Annotated in this window: 15 protein-coding genes, 1 riboswitch and 1 other annotated feature; of the genes, 10 read left to right on the forward strand and 5 right to left on the reverse strand. The window is 63.0% G+C overall.

Features of this window, described 5'->3' with window-relative positions; all coding sequences use genetic code 11:
* From B5F19_RS03080 to B5F19_RS03100, 5 genes are all read left to right on the forward strand, one after another.
* Positions 1–192 carry a DUF6440 family protein gene (locus B5F19_RS03080; protein WP_087287872.1) on the forward strand — a complete coding sequence of 64 codons (192 nt, stop codon included), beginning with the start codon at positions 1–3 and terminating at the stop codon, positions 190–192.
* An 80-nt stretch (positions 193–272) separates the two neighbouring features.
* Positions 273–491, forward strand: a binding site (T-box leader).
* Between the two features lie 43 nt (positions 492–534).
* Positions 535–1,125, forward strand: coding sequence for a YcxB family protein (locus B5F19_RS03085; protein ID WP_087287875.1), 591 nt, complete (start codon positions 535–537; stop codon positions 1,123–1,125).
* Positions 1,122–3,764: a valine--tRNA ligase gene (locus tag B5F19_RS03090; protein WP_087287878.1), complete on the forward strand. Its 2,643-nt coding sequence runs from the start codon at positions 1,122–1,124 to the stop codon at positions 3,762–3,764. Before B5F19_RS03085 ends, B5F19_RS03090 begins: the two co-directional genes overlap by 4 nt.
* Before the next feature lie 595 nt (positions 3,765–4,359).
* On the forward strand, positions 4,360–6,030 hold the full coding sequence (locus B5F19_RS03095; RefSeq protein WP_087287879.1) for an ammonium transporter: 1,671 nt from the start codon (positions 4,360–4,362) through the stop codon (positions 6,028–6,030).
* A gap of 329 nt (positions 6,031–6,359) precedes the next feature.
* Complete coding sequence (locus tag B5F19_RS03100) at positions 6,360–7,673, forward strand: alpha-amylase family glycosyl hydrolase (protein WP_087287882.1); 1,314 nt, start codon at positions 6,360–6,362, stop codon at positions 7,671–7,673.
* A gap of 229 nt (positions 7,674–7,902) precedes the next feature.
* Here the strand turns inward: B5F19_RS03100 and B5F19_RS03105 are convergent, their stop codons facing one another.
* From B5F19_RS03105 to B5F19_RS03115, 3 genes are all read right to left on the reverse strand, one after another.
* Positions 7,903–9,252, reverse strand: a complete 1,350-nt coding sequence (locus tag B5F19_RS03105) for an MATE family efflux transporter (RefSeq protein WP_087287883.1) — start codon at positions 9,250–9,252, stop codon at positions 7,903–7,905.
* Between the two features lie 166 nt (positions 9,253–9,418).
* A complete protein-coding gene (gene queA / locus B5F19_RS03110; RefSeq protein ID WP_087287885.1) occupies positions 9,419–10,447 on the reverse strand; it encodes a tRNA preQ1(34) S-adenosylmethionine ribosyltransferase-isomerase QueA in 1,029 nt (342 codons plus the stop codon).
* Positions 10,448–10,588: 141 nt separating this feature from the next.
* Positions 10,589–12,331, reverse strand: coding sequence for a SpoIID/LytB domain-containing protein (locus tag B5F19_RS03115; protein WP_087287887.1), 1,743 nt, complete (start codon positions 12,329–12,331; stop codon positions 10,589–10,591).
* A 77-nt stretch (positions 12,332–12,408) separates the two neighbouring features.
* A riboswitch (Lysine riboswitch) is annotated at positions 12,409–12,595 on the forward strand.
* A gap of 174 nt (positions 12,596–12,769) precedes the next feature.
* On the opposite strand from B5F19_RS03115, the gene asd reads away from it, so the two are divergent.
* From asd to dapB, 3 genes are all read left to right on the forward strand, one after another.
* Complete coding sequence (gene asd, locus B5F19_RS03120; RefSeq protein WP_087287889.1) at positions 12,770–13,861, forward strand: aspartate-semialdehyde dehydrogenase; 1,092 nt, start codon at positions 12,770–12,772, stop codon at positions 13,859–13,861.
* Positions 13,862–13,993: 132 nt separating this feature from the next.
* Positions 13,994–14,881 (forward strand): 4-hydroxy-tetrahydrodipicolinate synthase, encoded by an 888-nt coding sequence (dapA, locus tag B5F19_RS03125; protein WP_087287891.1) that lies wholly within the window; start codon positions 13,994–13,996, stop codon positions 14,879–14,881.
* Between the two features lie 30 nt (positions 14,882–14,911).
* Entirely contained in the window at positions 14,912–15,667 is a 756-nt protein-coding gene (gene dapB / locus B5F19_RS03130) for a 4-hydroxy-tetrahydrodipicolinate reductase (protein WP_087287893.1), read from the forward strand.
* A 92-nt stretch (positions 15,668–15,759) separates the two neighbouring features.
* Here the strand turns inward: dapB and B5F19_RS18185 are convergent, their stop codons facing one another.
* Both B5F19_RS18185 and B5F19_RS17640 read right to left on the reverse strand, forming a co-directional pair.
* Positions 15,760–15,891, reverse strand: coding sequence for a hypothetical protein (locus tag B5F19_RS18185; RefSeq protein WP_255378391.1), 132 nt, complete (start codon positions 15,889–15,891; stop codon positions 15,760–15,762).
* A 13-nt stretch (positions 15,892–15,904) separates the two neighbouring features.
* Positions 15,905–16,075 carry a hypothetical protein gene (locus tag B5F19_RS17640; protein ID WP_191436060.1) on the reverse strand — a complete coding sequence of 57 codons (171 nt, stop codon included), beginning with the start codon at positions 16,073–16,075 and terminating at the stop codon, positions 15,905–15,907.
* 182 nt (positions 16,076–16,257) lie between these two features.
* On the opposite strand from B5F19_RS17640, the gene B5F19_RS03135 reads away from it, so the two are divergent.
* Together B5F19_RS03135 and B5F19_RS03140 are read left to right on the forward strand one after the other, a co-directional pair.
* Positions 16,258–16,602: a helix-turn-helix transcriptional regulator gene (locus tag B5F19_RS03135; RefSeq protein ID WP_087287896.1), complete on the forward strand. Its 345-nt coding sequence runs from the start codon at positions 16,258–16,260 to the stop codon at positions 16,600–16,602.
* A gap of 42 nt (positions 16,603–16,644) precedes the next feature.
* Positions 16,645–17,547 (forward strand): DUF2812 domain-containing protein, encoded by a 903-nt coding sequence (locus B5F19_RS03140; protein WP_087287898.1) that lies wholly within the window; start codon positions 16,645–16,647, stop codon positions 17,545–17,547.
* Positions 17,548–17,575 lie beyond the last annotated feature (28 nt).

Below are 17,575 nucleotides of genomic sequence, written 5' to 3' on the forward strand. Positions count from 1 at the left end.
ATGGACAAGGACCGGTTTCAGAAGGTTTACAGCCAGGGCCTGGTCAATGTGGCCGAGATCCTGGTGGACACCCAGACGGGGGTCAATTACCTGTATTATTGGAGTGGAAACGGAGGGGGGCTGACGCCCCTGCTGGACCGGGAGGGAAAGCCGGTCATCACGGCGGTGGGCGGCGGCCCGGAGCGTTCCTGAGCGCCCGGTCCCAGACGGAGGAGAGCGAAAACTCCTTGACAACCGCCGGGAAATCCCATATAATTCATATCTGAAATACCAGAAAAGCGTTGCCGAGGAGGAGTATCCGGCCGCGGGCGGTGAAGAGAGGAGACGGGTGGTGCAAGTCTCCCCGCCGGGCGGGAGAAGGTGGCCTCGAAGCTCCGCCCCTGAACTTGACGCAGTAGGGGGCGGCGGCCCCCGCCGTTACCGGGCTTGAGCGTTCCCCCACAGGGGAAAATTCAGGTGGTACCACGGACATGCTTACGTTCGCCCTGAGCCAAAGCGGCTCAGGGCATTTTTATTGCAGGGGGAGGAATCTGTGTGGCGCAGAAGCCAAAACTGAGGACCCATACCCAGATGGATATTTCGCTGGTGGAGGAGATGCAGCATGTGGTGGACCGGGTCCTGGTGCCCAACTGCATCCGCAAGACCCAGGCGTTCTATCTGGGCATAGGGGTGCTGTGCCTGGGCATCGGGGCCGGCAGCGTGCTGGCAAGCGGGCAGCTGGCGGTGGGAGCGATCTTCGGCCTGCTGGGCCTGGCAATGCTGGGCTGGGGGGCCATGGCCTACCACATCGCGGCCCGCAAGACCTACCGGCAGATGGAGAAGGCGGTGCGGTTCACCGACTATGTGCTGGAGAAGGAGAGCCTGTGGGCCTCCAACGGAAGGGGCGACTTCCACTACCCCTACTCCAGCTGCGTCCGGCTGGTGGAGACTGAGAAGAACGTCTACTGCGTCACGCGGCAGGGGGACACCCTGGTGCTGAGCAAGGAAAATCTGAAGGGGGGAACCATGGAGGAACTGCGCCTGTGGCTGACGGAGCACTGCCGGCTGCCCATCGTGGTCCTCGACTCCCATTGGAAGGTTATCGAGCGCGTTGAATCAAATCAGAAGAAGGAGAATCCGCAATGAGAAAAGAACTGCCAAAGGTCTATGAGCCCCAGGAGGTGGAGTCCCGCATCTATGAGACCTGGGAGAAGAACGGCTGCTTCAAAGGCCATCGGGACCGGTCGAGAAAGCCCTTCACCATCGTCATGCCGCCCCCCAACGTGACCGGGCAGCTGCACATGGGCCACGCCATGGACTCCACCCTCCAGGACATCCTCATCCGCTTCAAGCGGATGCAGGGCTACGCCGCGCTGTGGGTGCCCGGCACCGACCACGCGGGCATCGCCACCCAGATCAAGGTGGAGGAGGAGCTGCGCACCAAGGAGGGGCTGACCCGCTACGACCTGGGCCGGGAGAAGTTCCTGGAGCGGGTGTGGGACTGGAAGCGCCAGTACGGCGGCCGCATCGTCCAGCAGCAGAAGAAGCTGGGCGCCTCCTGCGACTGGGACCGGGCCCGGTTCACCATGGACGAGGGCTGCTCCAAGGCGGTGCGGGAGACCTTCTGCGAGCTGTATGAGAAGGGCCTCATCTACAAGGGCAGCCGCATCATCAACTGGTGTCCCCACTGCGTCACCGCCCTGTCAGACGCCGAGGTGGAGTACCAGGACAAACCCGGCAGCTTCTGGCACATCCGCTACCCCATCGCGGGGGAGGAGGGCCGCTATGTGATCGTGGCCACCACCCGGCCGGAGACCATGCTGGGCGACACCGGCGTGGCCGTCCACCCCGACGACGAGCGGTACAAGGACATCGTGGGCAAGAAGTGCATCCTGCCCCTGGTGGGCCGGGAGATGCCCATTGTGGCCGACGACTATGTGGACATGGAGTTCGGCACCGGCTGCGTGAAGATGACCCCCGCCCACGATCCCAACGACTTTGAGGTGGGCCTGCGCCACAACCTGGAGACCATCCGCGTCCTGGACGACAACGGCAAGGTGGTGGAGGGCTACGGCAAGTACTCCGGCATGGACCGGTACGAGGCCCGTAAGGCCATCGTGGCCGATCTGGAGGAGCAGGGCTATCTGGTGAAGGTGGAGCCCCACCAGCACAACGTGGGCACCTGCTACCGCTGCCACAACGACGTGGAGCCCATCATCTCCGCCCAGTGGTTCGTGAAGATGAAGCCCCTGGCCGAGGCCGCTATCAAGGTGGTGGAGGACGGGGAGGTCAAATTCGTCCCCGACCGCTTCGCCAAGACCTATCTCAACTGGATGGAGAACGTCCACGACTGGTGCATCTCCCGCCAGCTGTGGTGGGGCCACCAGATCCCCGTGTGGTACTGCGCCGACTGCGGCCACATGACCGTCAGCCGCACCGACCCCACCGAGTGCGAGGCCTGCCACTCCAAGAACATCGAGCGGGACCCCGACGTGCTGGACACCTGGTTCTCCTCCGCCCTGTGGCCCTTCTCCACCCTGGGCTGGCCGGAGAAGACCGAGGACCTGGACTACTTCTATCCCACCGACGTGCTGGTCACCGGCTATGACATCATCTTCTTCTGGGTGGCCCGGATGATCTTCTCCGCCTGCGAGCAGACCAAGAAGCCCCCCTTCCACACCGTGTTCATCCACGGCCTGGTCCGGGACGACAAGGGCCGGAAGATGTCCAAGAGCCTGGGCAACGGCATCGACCCCCTGGAGATCGCCGAGAAGTACGGCGCCGACGCCCTGCGCTTCAACCTGATCACCGGCAACAGCCCCGGCAACGACATGCGCTTCTACACCGAGCGGTGCGAGGCCATGCGGAACTTTGCCAACAAGATCTGGAACGCCAGCCGCTTCCTGATGATGAACCTGACCATCGACAAGTGCGAGCTGCCGGAGAAGCTGGAGCTGGAGGACAAGTGGATTCTCTCCAAGCTGAACCGGGCCATCCGGGAGATCACCGAGAACATGGACCGGTATGAGCTGGGCGTGGCCGCACAGAAGATCTACGACTTCATCTGGGACGACTACTGCGACTGGTATATCGAGCTGACCAAGACGAGGCTCCAGGGGGAGGACGAGGACAGCAAGGTCCGGGCCCAGCAGGTGCTGTGCCATGTGCTTACCCAGATGCTCAAGCTGCTCCACCCCTTCATGCCCTTCATCACCGAGGAGATCTGGCAGGCCCTGCCCCACGAGGACGGGGTGGCGGAGGGCGGCTTCCTGATGCTCCAGAGCTGGCCCGTGGCCCGGGAGGCGCTGGACTTCCCGGAGGAGGAGAAGGCCATGGAGCTCATCATGGACCTGATCCGGGCCGTGCGCACCCGCCGCTCCGAGATGAACGTGCCCCCCAGCAAGAAGGCCCGTCTCACCGTGGCCACCGCCGAGGAGGACACCTTCCGCCTGGGCGAGGCCTTCCTGAAGAAGCTGGCCTACGCCAGCGAGGTGGACTTCGTCCCCGTGGGCACCGCCCCCGAGGCGGGCTCCGTCACCGTGGTCACCCACGCCGCCCAGGCCTCTATGCCCATGGCGGAGCTGGTGGACCTGGAGAAGGAGAAGGCCCGCATGGAGAAGGAGCTGAAGAAGAACTCCGCCGAGCTCCAGAAGCTGGAGACCAAGCTCCAGAACCCGGGCTTTGTGAACAAGGCCCCCGAGCACGTGGTCAAGGCCGAGCAGGAGCGTGCCGTCCAGCTGCGGGCCCTGGTGGCCAAGCTGGAGGAGCAGCTCCAGGGGATGTAACAGAACGGGGGATTCCAGCGGACGCTCTGGTGTCCTCTCGGAATTTGAGATCAAGAAGCGGTGGGGCGCGCCCCACCGCTTCAGTTTTTCGAAAAACCTGTGCAGAATCAAATCCGCCTGAGACGGGGCGGGGGAGCTCGAGGGGGCAGCGGCCCGCCTCGAATGGGATCAAATGCCCCGGAAGGCTTGCTGTGCAAGGATTCCGGCAAGCGAAGCGCAGACTTTTACGCCGCTGCGGGGCACAAAAGTAACGGCATTTTTATAGACGACTCATCCGACGGAGCTGTGGCCGCGGAGGGACAGGGGCGTGATTCTGCGGATTTCTCGCTTAAAATATAGAAAATATGGGGAAAAAGCAGGTTTTACCGGATGAAAATTCGGAGGCCCTTCCAAAGTTATCCAAGGCCCCTTGACAACGGGGGCCGGTGGGGATAAACTGCAAGACAAGCAAAGGCGCTGCGGTCAGCAATGACCGCGGCGCTTTTCCGCTTTTACCGCGCGGTACCGGTACTGAGAGCCTCAACACGCAAAGGCGCGTGTCCCGTTTTTGGACGGGATGCGCGCCTTCTACTTTTGTAGGGAGGGTGCATGAGCAATGGATATGTCAGTGTGGTTCCTGGTGGGTGCAATTTTGGTGTTCTTCATGCAGTGCGGCTTTGCAATGGTGGAAACTGGCTTCACCCGGGCAAAAAACGCGGGAAACATCATTATGAAGAACCTGATGGACTTTTGCATCGGCACGGTGGTGTTTGTCCTGCTGGGCTACGGCATTATGAACAGTGAAAACTATTTCTTCGGGCTGATCGGCATGCCGGAATACCAGATGTTTACAAGCTTCTATGACTTTGACTGGTCCAATTTCTTTTTCCAGCTGGTGTTCTGCGCCACGGCGGCGACCATCGTCTCCGGCGCAATGGCGGAGCGCACCAAATTTCTGGCATACTGTGTCTATTCCGGCTTTATCAGCGCCATCGTCTACCCCATTGAAGCCGGCTGGGTGTGGAACAGCCAGGGCTGGCTGGTCCAACTGGGATATGTGGACTTTGCCGGATCTTCGGTCATTCATATGGTGGGCGGCCTGTCCGCTCTGCTGGGCGCCTGGATGCTGGGGCCCCGGCTGGGCAAGTACAGCAAGGAGAAGAACGGGAAGATCCAGGTCAACGCCATTCCGGGCCACTCGCTGACCTTGGGCGCTCTGGGCTGCTTTATCCTCTGGTTCTGCTGGTACGGCTTCAACGGTGCGGCGGCGTCCGATGTGACGCAGATGGCCCAGATTCTGGGCACCACGACCATCGCGCCCGCGGTGGCCACCGTGTCCTGCATGGTATTTACCTGGATTCGGAGCGGAAAGCCGGACGTGTCCATGTGCCTGAACGCCTCTCTGGCCGGGCTGGTGGGGATTACCGCCCCCTGTGCCTCGGTGGACGTGGTGGGGGCCGCCGCCATCGGCGCGGTGTCCGGCGTCCTTGTGGTCGCCGCGGTGGAATTCATTGATCAGAAGCTCCATGTGGACGATCCGGTGGGCGCCGTGGCGGTCCACTGTGCCAACGGGATCTGGGGCACCATCGCCGAGGGGCTGTTCAGCACCAGCGAGGGCCTGTTTTACGGCGGCGGCGTGACCCATCTGGCCGTCCAGTGTCTGGGGGTGGTCTCCATTGGAGGCTACACTCTGGCGGTGATGTTCCTGGTATATAAGTTCATCGACGCGACCGTGGGCCTGCGGGTTACGGCGGAGGAGGAGATCATGGGCCTCGACGTCACAGAGCATGGCCTGACCTCGGCCTATGCCGACTTCCTGCCGGTCGCGCCGGGCTACGGCAGCGGAAATGAGCACAGCGGCCCTGTGGACGTGACGGGACTCAAGCCGGTTCCTCTGGCGGCGGCCGCGGCGGCTCCGGCCTCCGGCGCCCACAAGCTGACCCGGGTGTCCATCATCTGTAAGGAGGAGCGCTTTGCCATGCTGCGGGACACGATGGCGGCCATCGGGGTCACCGGTATGACCGTGTCCAGCGTGATGGGCTGCGGCACGCAGCTGGGCAAGGTGGGCCAGTACCGCGGCGTCAAGATGAGCATGAACCTGCTGCCCTATGTACAGGTGGATATTGTGGTCTCCAAAGTGAATCCGGCTCTGGTGGTGGCGGCCGCCCAGAAGTGCCTGCGCACCGGCAACTCGGGGGATGGGAAGATCTTCCTGACCAATGTGGACCATGTCATCAAGGTGCGCACCGGCGAGCAGGACTATGATGCGCTCCAGGACGACAACTGAACCGGCTTGACCGGTTTCCGGCGGCCTCCGGCCCGTGGGCGGAGCCGGTGGTGTCCGCAATCTGACGCCGGCGGGCCAAAGAATATGAAAAGGCTATGTGGGAGCGGGGAGGACACGCTCCCACATAGCCTTTCCTGTTTTCAGCGGGAGGGACGGACCGTTTGCCGGCCATAGGATTCTGCCCCCAAACCGGATGGCAGGGGCGGAGCCCGGGGCCCTGTTGAAAGAGGCGGGAAGGTCCCTTTTGGGCTTGTGAAACCGGCCAAAATGCGGTATGATAAAAGGGACTTCCCCGGAGAGACCGGCGGAGCGAAAGGAGTTTTCTTCCCATGTGGTTTGACGAAGCGGTCCTGTACCAAATTTATCCCCTGGGCCTGTGCGGCGCGCCCGAGTACAACGACGGAGTCACCGTGCCCCGCATCCGCCGCCTGCTGCCCTGGGCGGAGCATATCCGGAAGCTGGGGGCGGACACCGTCCTCTTGAATCCGGTCTTTGACAGCGACAAGCACGGCTATGACACCCGGGACTACAACCGGCTGGACCCCCGGCTGGGCGCCAACGAGGACCTGGCCCAGGTGTGCCGGGCTTTCCACGACGCGGGGCTGCGGGTCATGCTGGACGGGGTGTTCAACCACGTGGGCCGGGGTTTCTGGGCCTTCCGGGACGTGCAGGAGAAGAAGTGGGACAGCCCCTACAAGGACTGGTTCCACATCGACTTTAACGGCAACACCGACCGGAACGACGGCTTCTGGTACGAGTGCTGGGAGGGGCACAGCGAGCTGGTGAAGCTGAACCTCCACAACCCGGCGGTGGTGGAGCACCAGTTCCAGGCCATCCGCGGCTGGGTGGAGCAGTTCGGCATCGACGGCCTGCGCCTGGACGTGGCCTACTGCCTGCCCATCGGCTATCTCAGGCAGCTGCGGGCCTTCACCGACGCCCTGAAGCCCGATTTTGTGCTCCTGGGCGAGGCCCTGGGGGGCGACTACAACCAGTGGATGGGGCCGGACAAGTGCCACTCGGTCACCAACTACGACTGCTTCAAGGGCCTGTGGTCCAGCTTCAACGACCGGAATCTGTTTGAGATCGGCCACAGCCTGGCCCGGCAGTACGGGCCGGAGCCCTGGACCCTCTATAAGGGGGCTCACCTGCTGTCCTTCGCGGACAACCACGACGTAACGAGACTGGCCTCCAAGCTCACCGAGCCCAGGCATATCCCCTTGGCCTACGCCATTTTGATGGGGATGCCGGGCACCCCCGCCCTGTACTACGGCAGTGAGTGGGGGATCAAAGGGGAGAAGGGGGCGTGCAGCGACGACGAGCTGCGCCCCGCCCTGGAGCAGCCGGAGTGGAACGACTTGACCGGCTGGATCGCCAAGCTGGCCGCCGCCCGGCGGAACAGCCCGGCCCTGTGCAATGGCAGCTACCGCAACGTGCTCCTCACCAACCGGCAGATCATCTTCGAGCGAAAGACAGAGGGGGAGCGGGTGCTGGTGGCGGTGAACGCCGACGGGGAGCCCTATACGGCCCACTTCGACGCGGGCTGCGGCCTGGCCTGGGACCTGATCACCGGAGAACAGCACGACTTCGGCGGCGGCAGCGAGCTGCCCCCATACAGCGCCTATTACTGGAAGATGGAGCGCTGATCCCGCCGCGCCGGAAATAGAAGAAATGCGCCGCCCGGAGGCGGCGCATTTCAGTTTGTCGAAAAACCTCTGTTTAGACGAATCCGCCCGAGTATTGGCGGGGGAGCTCGAGGGGGCGGCAGCCCGCCTCGAGTGGGATCAAATGCCCTGAATGCCTTGCTTGGCAAGGCGTTCAGCGAGCGCAGCGAGGACTTTTCCACCGCGCAGCGGGGGGGAAGTAACGGCATTTTTATGCTTGAAACCGGTTTTCCGCCTTCCACTGGCGCTCCTTCCAGACCGCCCGCACCACGTACAGCAGGAGGAGGAGCACCCAGGAGAGAGCCTCCGCCCAGGCGATCACCATATTGGCGAAGAAGACCACAAGGGTATAGGAAAGAATGATCCGGCAGACCAGGGAGGCCATCCCCGCCAGACTGGAGTAGACCACGTCCCCCATCCCCTCCAGATAGCTGCGCACCGCGTTGGCCAGTCCATAGACCACATAGAAACAGGCGATCCGGCGGAAAAAGGCGTCCCCGATGGAGACGGCCTCCGGGCCGGCCCCAAACAGGGCGATCAGCTCCCCACCGGTGGGGATCACCAGCACAGTAAGCAGCAGGGAGACCGCCGCCATCACCGCCGTGCCCACCCGGAAGATGCTCCGGGCCCGCAGATTCTGTCCGGCCCCGCAGTTCTGGGCCACCAGGGTGGAGATGCCGGAGCCCAGGTTGAGAATGGGCACCATGACGATGGAATCCACCCGGTAGGCGGTGGTCACCGCCGCCACCGTCTGGGTGCCGAAGCCGTTCATAAAGTTCTGCAAAATCAGGCTGCCCACCGAGCTGACGCTGGACTGGAGCATGGGCGGAATGCCAAAGCGGCATCCCCACGCCAGCATGGTCCGGTCAAAGGACTGACGGCCGGGCCGGAAGCGGAGAATGGGATACTTTATGATGCCGTACCCGGTCAGAAACACCGTCATGGCCGCCTGAGCGATCACAGTGGCAATGGCCGCTCCGGCCACGCCCCAGCCCCAGACGGCCACAAACAGCACGTCCAGGGCCACATTCACCCCCGAGGAGAGGAGGACGGCATAAAAGGGAGCCCGGCTGTTTCCGATTCCCCGGAGGGCGGCTGAGTACACGTTGTAGACCGCCAGAAAGGGAACGCCGGCCAGGACAATGCCAAGGTAGTCCGCGGCCAGGGGGAGCGCCTCCCGGGTGGTGTGGAGCAGACGCAGAAGTTCCTCTGCAAAGCAGACGCCCAGGACGGACAGGATCAGAAAGATCCCGCCCAGCACCCAGAGAAAGGTGGAGAGAATCCGGCGGATGTCCTCCAGCTCCCTGGCGCCGAATTTCTGGGCGAACAGAATGGACAGTCCCAGAGTAAAGCCGGTGATGGCCAGCACATAGAAGTTGACCATGGAGGTGGTGGACCCCACCGCCGCCAGGGCCAGCTCCCCCACCACATTGCCCACGATAAAGGCGTCCGCCCAGTTGTAGAGCTGCTGGAGAATTCCGCTGAGCATCAGGGGCAGACTGAACTTTACCAGAATATACGCCAGACGCCCGAAGCTGTCCCGGTTTTCCGCCGCTGCCATGCCGCTCCTCCTTCCAGAAAAAAACCGCATGCAATAGCCTTGCATACGGTAGGTGCTCACCCGCTGATTTTCCATGTAAGGGACAGTATACCAGGAAATGCCCCAAAGCGCAAGGAAAAGTCGGATAAACGCCCCCGGCGGACCACTGTCCGCCGGGGGAGCCGGGTCACAGAATGATCATGGCGTCTCCAAAGCTGAAGAACCGGTACCGCTCCCGCACCGCCTCCTCATAGGCGGCCAGCACATGCTCCCGCCCCGCCAGTGCGGACACCAGCATGATGAGGGTGGACTCGGGCAGATGGAAGTTGGTGATGAGGCCGTCCAGCACCTTGAACCGGTAGCCGGGGTAGATGAAGATGTTGGTCCACCCCGCCGACTCCTTCAGCGTCCCGTCCTCCGCGGCGAAGCTCTCGATGGTGCGGCAGGAGGTGGTACCCACGCAGATGACCCGGCCGCCGTTTTTCCGGGTCTCATTGATGGTCCGGGCCACGTCGGCGGAGATCATGCAGTACTCCGAGTGCATCTCGTGCTCCGAGATATCCTCCGCCTTCACCGGCCGGAAGGTGCCCAGTCCCACGTGGAGGGTGACATAGCACAGCTTCACTCCCATGTCCTCCACCTGCTTTAAAAGCTCCGGGGTGAAGTGGAGGCCGGCGGTGGGGGCGGCGGCGGAGCCGTTGATCTTGGAGTAGACCGTCTGATACCGCTCGCTGTCCTGGAGCTCCTCCTTAATGTAAGGGGGCAGGGGCATCTTGCCCAGCTCCTCCAGCACCTCCAAAAAAATGCCCTCATAGTGGAAGCGAACCAGCCGGTTGCCCCCGGACACCTCCGCCTCCACTGTGGCGGTGAGACGGCTCCCGTCCCCAAAGACCACCTGGGCCCCGGGCTTCAGCTTTCGCCCCGGGCGCACCAGGCACTCCCACAGGCCATCCCCCTTGTCGGTGAGGAGGAGGACCTCACAGGCCCCGCCCCCAGGCAGCCGGTGGCCGATGAGCCGGGCGGGGAGCACCCGGGAGTTGTTCAGCACCAGGCAGTCTCCCGGACGGAGGAACTGGGGCAGGTCGTAAAAGTGGTGGTGGGAGACGGCCCCGGTCTCCTTGTCCAGGGCCAGCAGCCGGGAGGCGTCCCGCCGCTCCAGGGGGTGCTGGGCGATGAGTTCCTCCGGGAGGTAAAAATCAAAATCGGATGTTTTCAAGTGTCCTTCGCCTTTCTGTTCCAAAATTTGCACCGCGCCGCTCCGGGAAGGCCGGCTCGGAATGGGAGAATGCCGAAAAGGCTTTCGGCAAGCTGTGTTCCCGCCCCCAGGGGAGCGGGAACAGGAAATCAAGGATAAGATTTACCGGACGTATGTACCGGGGTAGTAAAATTCGATGATCTCCTCATAGGTGAAGCCACGCTCCGCCATGGCGCGGGCCCCGTACTGGCTCAGGCCAAGCTGGTGGCCGTTGCCGGAGCCCTGGAAGATATAGGAGCTGCCGCTCACCGTTACCTGGGTGCCGGTGGGGGTGTCCGTGCCGGAGCCGCCGGAGGAGACGGTATCCTCCGCCGGGTTGATGCTGCCCGAGCCGGAGATGGCGTACAGTCCGTCCAGGCCCGCCTGGCTCAGGGAACCGGAGCCGCTGATCACCGTGTAGGTGCCCTGGGAATCCAGGGATGCGGAGCCGTTGGCCGTGAGTCCACCGCCGGAACTGGACGTCCCGGCCCCCGAGGAGACCGACTGCCCGTTGACCGTGAATCGGATGGAACTGACCCCAAATACGCTGCGGATTGATGTGGGTTTTAAGTCGTTGCTCTCTCCATTGCCATAGGTCACCCGGACTTGAATCACGTTCCCCAAATCGGAATACGTAAGGGTCAGAGACGCGATGCCGCTGGAGGCGTTGTAGCCCCGGGCCTGGAGCCGCTGGGCCAGCTCCGAGCTGGTGTAGGATACCGTCCAGGAGGAGTAGCTGTTTTGGCTGGCCATATCCGCCTCGTAGGGGTCCTCCACGCCGCACAGGTAGGGGTACTGCTCCAAAGAGGAACCCCACACGTTGTACACGCTCTCGCTGGCTCCCCCGTGGCTGGAGGAGTAGAAGGCCTCGATGACCTGCCCGTCGTACCAGGCGTATTCCCCGGCCGTCTCGTCCACCGCCTGGTCGGTGCGCTCGTTGGCCTGGTAGGAGGAGCTGTTTGTCCCCGCGCCGTAGTAGGCTTGGCAGTCGGTGGTGTTGCACACGTCAAAGTGGTAGGAGGTGTGCTTGCCGCTGTGGATGTTGATGTAGGCGTAGCTGCGGGCGCACACCGCCTGAACCTTCAGGGCCTCCAGAGGCCAGCTGTTGCTCATCTCATAGGGGACAACCCCTTTGATGTAGGTCTCCAGGTCCACGATGTTCACCACCGTCAGGTCGCCCCCGCCGATGCGCTCATAGCGGAAGCCGCCGCAGTACCGGTACCCCTTGAACCAGGTGCGCACGGCGTCTGCCCCGGTGACGTCGGGCATCACCCCCAGGGCCAGCGCGTCCCCTCCGTCAAACTGGAACAGGATCTCCGCGGTTCCGGTGCGGGTGACGTTGACGGCGTAGGAGCTGGTGCCTGCCACCGTGCCGCCCAGGCTCTGGGCGGCGTCCTCCGCCTCCTGCCGGCTGGTATAGGAGCCGGCGCGCACCTGGTAGTCCCCGTCGATCCAGGCCACAAAACCGTCCCGGTACTCCTGGGCGTCGGCGGCGGCCTGCTCATAGGAGCGGTAGCCGCTCTCCACCAGCACATGGTAGCAGCCGATGGCCTCCCCGCCGTTGTCGGAGGTGGAGTAGGAGGTGCCGTTCACCCAGGTGTTCTGGGTCTTGACCATGGTGATCTGGGTCTCGTCCTCGTCCGTCCGGGCCAGCTCCACAAAATCCAGGCCGTCGTCAAAGTAGCCCATGCGGTAGCCCGAGCCGTAGCCGGTGTTGTTCTCCAGGTTGGCGTTCACCAGGGCGCCGCTGCCATAGGCCAGGCCCACCCGGACCATCTCGCCGCCGCTCCCCGCCGCCAGGACAGTGGGAAGGGCCAGGACCACCGCCAGCAGAACGGCGGCAAACTGCATAAAGAATCGTCTCATAGCTCTCTTGATTTCTCCGTTTCTGATGATTCGCTCTCTTGACACCCACCGGCAAACATGATAGGATAATTTCAAGTTTGCATGATAGAGGTCGCGGCCGACATGAGTACGCGTGGCCAGGGAGCCGGTTCCCGTCCACCCACGCCCAAAGGGAAGGCCGCCGAAGGGTTTTCCTCTCGCACCGGAACGGAGGGCCCTGGTCGCCGGGTCAACAGCTCTGCGACTGTCATCAGGGCGGTTCCCTGATGGAGCGCTGTCTGCTTTTGTGAATATTTTGCCGGCTGTGGGCGGTTTCGGCCACAGCTGACATTATAGTACAAAATCAGCCGCTTGAAAAGCCGCTGATTTCTTTTTTTCGCTTGGTTTTGTCTGGAACCCCGGACACCGAACATTCAATGGGGCCATAGAATGGCCTGAACCACTTGGGAGGTATTTCTTATGAAACAGTACAAAGTCGGAATCATCGGCGGCACCGGCATGGTGGGCCAGCGCTTCGTCACTCTGATGGAGAAGCACCCCTGGTTCCAGCTCACCGTCATCGCCGCCAGCCCCCGCTCCGCGGGCAAGACCTATGAGGAGGCGGTGAAGGACCGCTGGGCCATGACCACTCCTATCCCTGAGGAGGCCAAGAACCTGGTGGTGCTGGACGCCCAGGCGGACATTGAGAAGATCGCCGGCCTGGTGGACTTTGTGTTCTGTGCCGTGGATATGAAGAAGGACGAGATCCGCGCCCTGGAGGAGGCCTACGCCAAGGCCGAGTGCCCGGTGGTGTCCAACAACTCCGCCCACCGCTGGACCGAGGACGTGCCCATGGTGGTGCCCGAGATGAACCCGGAGCACCTGGAGGTCATCGCCGCCCAGAAAAAGCGCCTGGGCACCCAGCGGGGCTTCATCGCGGTGAAGTCCAACTGCTCCATCCAGTCCTACGCCCCCGCCTTCCATCCCCTGATGAAGTACGGCATTGAGAAGGCACTGGTGTGCACCTATCAGGCCATCTCCGGCGCGGGCAAGACCTTCGAGCGCTGGCCCGAGATGGTGGACAACGTCATCCCCTACATCGGCGGCGAGGAGGAGAAGAGCGAGCAGGAGCCCCTGAAGATCTGGGGCAAGGTGGAGGACGGCAAGATCGTCAAGGCCGCCGGCCCCGACATCACCGCCCAGTGCTTCCGGGTGGCCTGCCTGGACGGCCACATGGCCGCCGTGTTTGTGAAGTTCCAGGAGGGCAAGACCCCCTCCATGGAGCAGATCAAAGAGGACTGGGCCAATTTCAAGGGCCGTCCCCAGGAGCTGGAGCTCCCCTCCGCCCCCAAGCAGTTCCTCCACTACTTTGAGGAGCCCGACCGGCCCCAGACCCGCCTGGACCGGGATCTGGAGGGCGGCATGGCCGTCTCCCTGGGCCGCCTGCGCCCCGACAGCCAGTACGACTACAAGTTCGTGGGCCTGAGCCACAACACCCTCCGGGGCGCCGCCGGCGGCGCGGTCCTGCTGGCCGAGCTGCTGTGCGCCGAGGGATACATCCAGCCCAAGTGATCCGATCCCTTTTCCATTGCGCATGAGATAGGAGATATTGAGATAGGAGATAGAAGATATGCCTTCTTCCGACCCTACATCTCCTATCTTCTATCTCCTATCTCCTATCTTGTGAAAAAGGAATGGTGCATTATGAGAACTCCTGTTTTTACGGGCAACTGCGTGGCCATCGCCACCCCCTTTGACGCCAACGGGAATATCAACTACGACGCCTTCGGCCGCCTCATCGACAATCAGATCGAGGGCGGTGTGGACGCCATCTGCGTGTGCGGCACCACCGGCGAATCGGCCACCATGACCATCCGGGAGCACATCGCCGTGGTGGAGTACTGCGTCAAGCGGGTCAATCACCGTGTAAAGGTCATCGCCGGCGCGGGGAGCAACGACACCTCCGCCGCCGTGTACCTGTCCCTCCACGCCCAGGACTCCGGGGCGGACGCGCTGCTCCACGTCACTCCCTACTACAACAAGTGCAGCCAGGCGGGCCTTGTGAAGCACTATGAGTACATCGCCGACCGCACCGAGTTGCCCATCATCCTCTACAACGTGCCCAGCCGCACCGGCGTGTCCTTCACCGCCGAGAGCTATCAGATCCTCGCCCAGAACCCCAAGATCAACGGCGTGAAGGAGGCCAGCGGCAATTTCTCCCTGCTGGCCCACACCCGCCACCTGTGCGGGGACGACTTCTACGTCTGGTCGGGCAACGACGACCAGGTGGTGCCCATGATGTCCCTGGGGGCCAAGGGCGTCATCTCGGTGGCCTCCAACATCATCCCCGGCGTCATGCGGGAGATGACCCACCTGTGCCTGGACAACGACTTCCAGGCCGCCTCCAAGCTGCAGATCGAGTACATGGACCTGATCGACGCCCTGTTCTGCGACGTGAACCCTATCCCGGTGAAGGAGGCCCTGAACCTGATGGGTATGGAGGCCGGTCCGGTGCGCCTGCCCCTGTGCGAGCTGTCTGAGAAGAACCACGAGCGGCTCCGCGCCGCCATGGCCGCCAAGGGCCTGCTGTAAGCGCGCATTTTACAAAGGAGGTTTTCTCCCATGCTGAGAATCATCATTTCCGGCTGCAACGGCCATATGGGCCGGGTGGTGGAGTCCCTGTGCAATGCCGACCCGGAGGTTCAGGTGGCCGCCGGCTTCGACGTGCTGGGCTCCGCCGACCGGGAGTTCCCCGTCTGCTCCTCTCCGGCCCAGTTCACCGGGGAGGCGGACGCAGTCATCGACTTCTCCTCTCCCGCCGCCCTGGAGGGCCTGCTGGAGTTCGGCAAGCGGACCAAGACCCCTCTGATTCTGGCCACCACCGGCTACACCCCGGAGCAGGTGGCACAGATCGGGGCCGCCGCCCTGGAGGTGCCCATCTTCCGCTCCGCCAACATGTCCCTGGGCATCAACGTGCTGCTGGAGCTGGTGAAGAAGGCGGCCAGCGTGCTGGGGGACAGCTATGACATCGAGATCGTGGAGCGGCACCACCGCCGGAAGGTGGACGCCCCCAGCGGCACCGCCCTGATGATTGCCGACGCGGCGGCCCAGAGCTGCGGCCATGAGACGGAGTACGTCTTTGAGCGCCACTCGGTCCGCCATCCCCGGGACAAAAAGGAGATCGGCATCTCCGCCGTCCGGGGGGGCACCATCGTGGGGGAGCACGAGATCATCTTCGCCGGCCACGACGAGATTATGGAGATTAAGCACACCGCCCTCTCCCGGGAGATCTTCGCCCAGGGGGCCCTGGAGGCCGCCAAGTTTATGGCCGCCGTCAAGGAGCCCGGCCTGTACGATATGAGTGCCCTGGTGAAATGAGTATTTGGTTGTGAAACGACAAAAACTGCCGCCTGCACCGCAGGCGGCAGTTTTCGGTCTATGTAGGAGGCGGCGGGGCGCCGCCTCTGGAATCAGTAGGTCTGATTGGGGTTGGACTTGTTCTTGGCGTCCTTCCCGGTGGAGTTCTGGGGATTGGCGGTGGGATTCTGGTTCTGGGCCTCGGGGCCGGTGTAGCCCGGGCGCTTCATGCCTTTCTTAGCCATAGCAGGTTCCTCCTTAGTCGTCGCCGCGCAGAAGATTGTCGGCATAGTCTTTCAGGCTGGCCAGTGAGTTGACCCCGTCCGGTCTGGTCTGGATCTGCTCCCGGGCATAGGAGGGGAGGGAGTCAAAGTATCGCCGCGCCTCCGGCTCCCCGCGGAGCAGAGCATACAGGTCTTTGTACTGCAACGGATATCACCTCGGTCCCTAGTATGGCCGCTCTGGGGAGGATTATGCCCGCCGCAGAAAAAATTTGCATGCGGCAGGGAAAAGAGGTGCTTGACACTATCGAATATCGATGATATGATAAGGATGAAGATAGCGATATTCGATATTCCACAATGGAATTTCTGAAACAGGAGGTGCCGTCCATGGCACGGGAAAAATTTCAGACCCTCACCGAGCAGATGTTTTACATCCTCCTGGCCCTCCAGGAGGAGCGGTGCGGGGCGGACATCATGGCCCTGGTGGCCCAGATCACCCAGAACCGGGTGACCATCGGCCCGGGGACCCTGTACAACCTGCTGGAGGACTTTTTATCCGCCGGTATGATCATGCAGACCAAGGTGGAGGGGCGCAGGCGCAGCTATGTGCTCACCCAGCAGGGGAAGGACCGGCTGCTGATGGAGAAGCGCCGGCTGGAGCTCATGCTGGCCGACTACCGGCACATGACGGCGGAGCCGTCCCAGGAGCTCCGGCAGGGGAGTGCCGGATAGGCCCGTCCCATTCTAAGCTGATTTGAGAGGAGGCGTCCCGGGATGAAGCGGAAATATGAACTCAACAACTTTGAGCCCTATCAGTTCGCGGACATCCGGGACCATCTGGAGGCCATGGCCCTCCGGGGCTGGCGGCTGGAACGGATGGAGCGGTACTTCCTGGTCTACCGCCGGGGGGAGCCCAAACCGGTCCGCTACGCCCTGGTATTTCATCCCGAGATGGGCTATCTGGAGCCCGCCCCCACTCCGGAGGGGGAGGTGTACCGGGACTACTGCCGGCAGGCCGGCTGGGAGCCGGTGACTTTTTGGAGTACGGTTCCCCAAATCGAGGTCTACTGCAATGAGGAGCCCCACCCCATCCCCCTCCAGACCGACCGGTCCATTCAGTGGCGGGTGATGGGGGACTGGCTGGAGCGGCGGTATGTGCCCCGGCTTCAGACGGGGGCGGCCGCCTGCTCGCTGATGTTTCTCCTGTCGGCCATCTTCTGCGCTCTGTTCCTTATTGCCCCAGAGGACTGGGCCTTTCGGATTCTGACGCTCTGCCTGATTGCCCTTCTGATCTACCTGACGGCTGTTCCCCTGATCCAGCTGGCCAGCGCCAACCGCTGGCTCAGTCAGGTCCGCCGGGCGGAGGAGGGGCTGGGGGAGGGACCCGACGGCCGTCTGTCCCCTCTCCTGCGGTGGACGCGCAAAGTGAGTGTTGTGCTCTCTGCTCTCGTGCTCCTGTATTATGTATGGTACACGGCAGCTCAGGGCGGCGGCATCCCCAGTCTGGTTCGGAGCGTCGGACAGACGGCGGTCCTTCTCCTGGTGTGGTGGGGAATGGGCCGGGCGGAGGACTGGCTGCGCCGCCATGGGCGCTCCCAGGCGGCCAACTGGGCCGGCTATGGGTTTGTGGTGGTCCTCGCGTTTTTCATCCTCCAGCTGCGCAACTCCATCTTTTAGACCCCGTATGGGTCCCTGCAGAAGGGAG

It is taken from the genome of Pseudoflavonifractor sp. An184 (assembly GCF_002160305.1).
Taxonomy (GTDB): Bacteria; Bacillota; Clostridia; order Oscillospirales; family Oscillospiraceae; genus Lawsonibacter; species Lawsonibacter pullicola.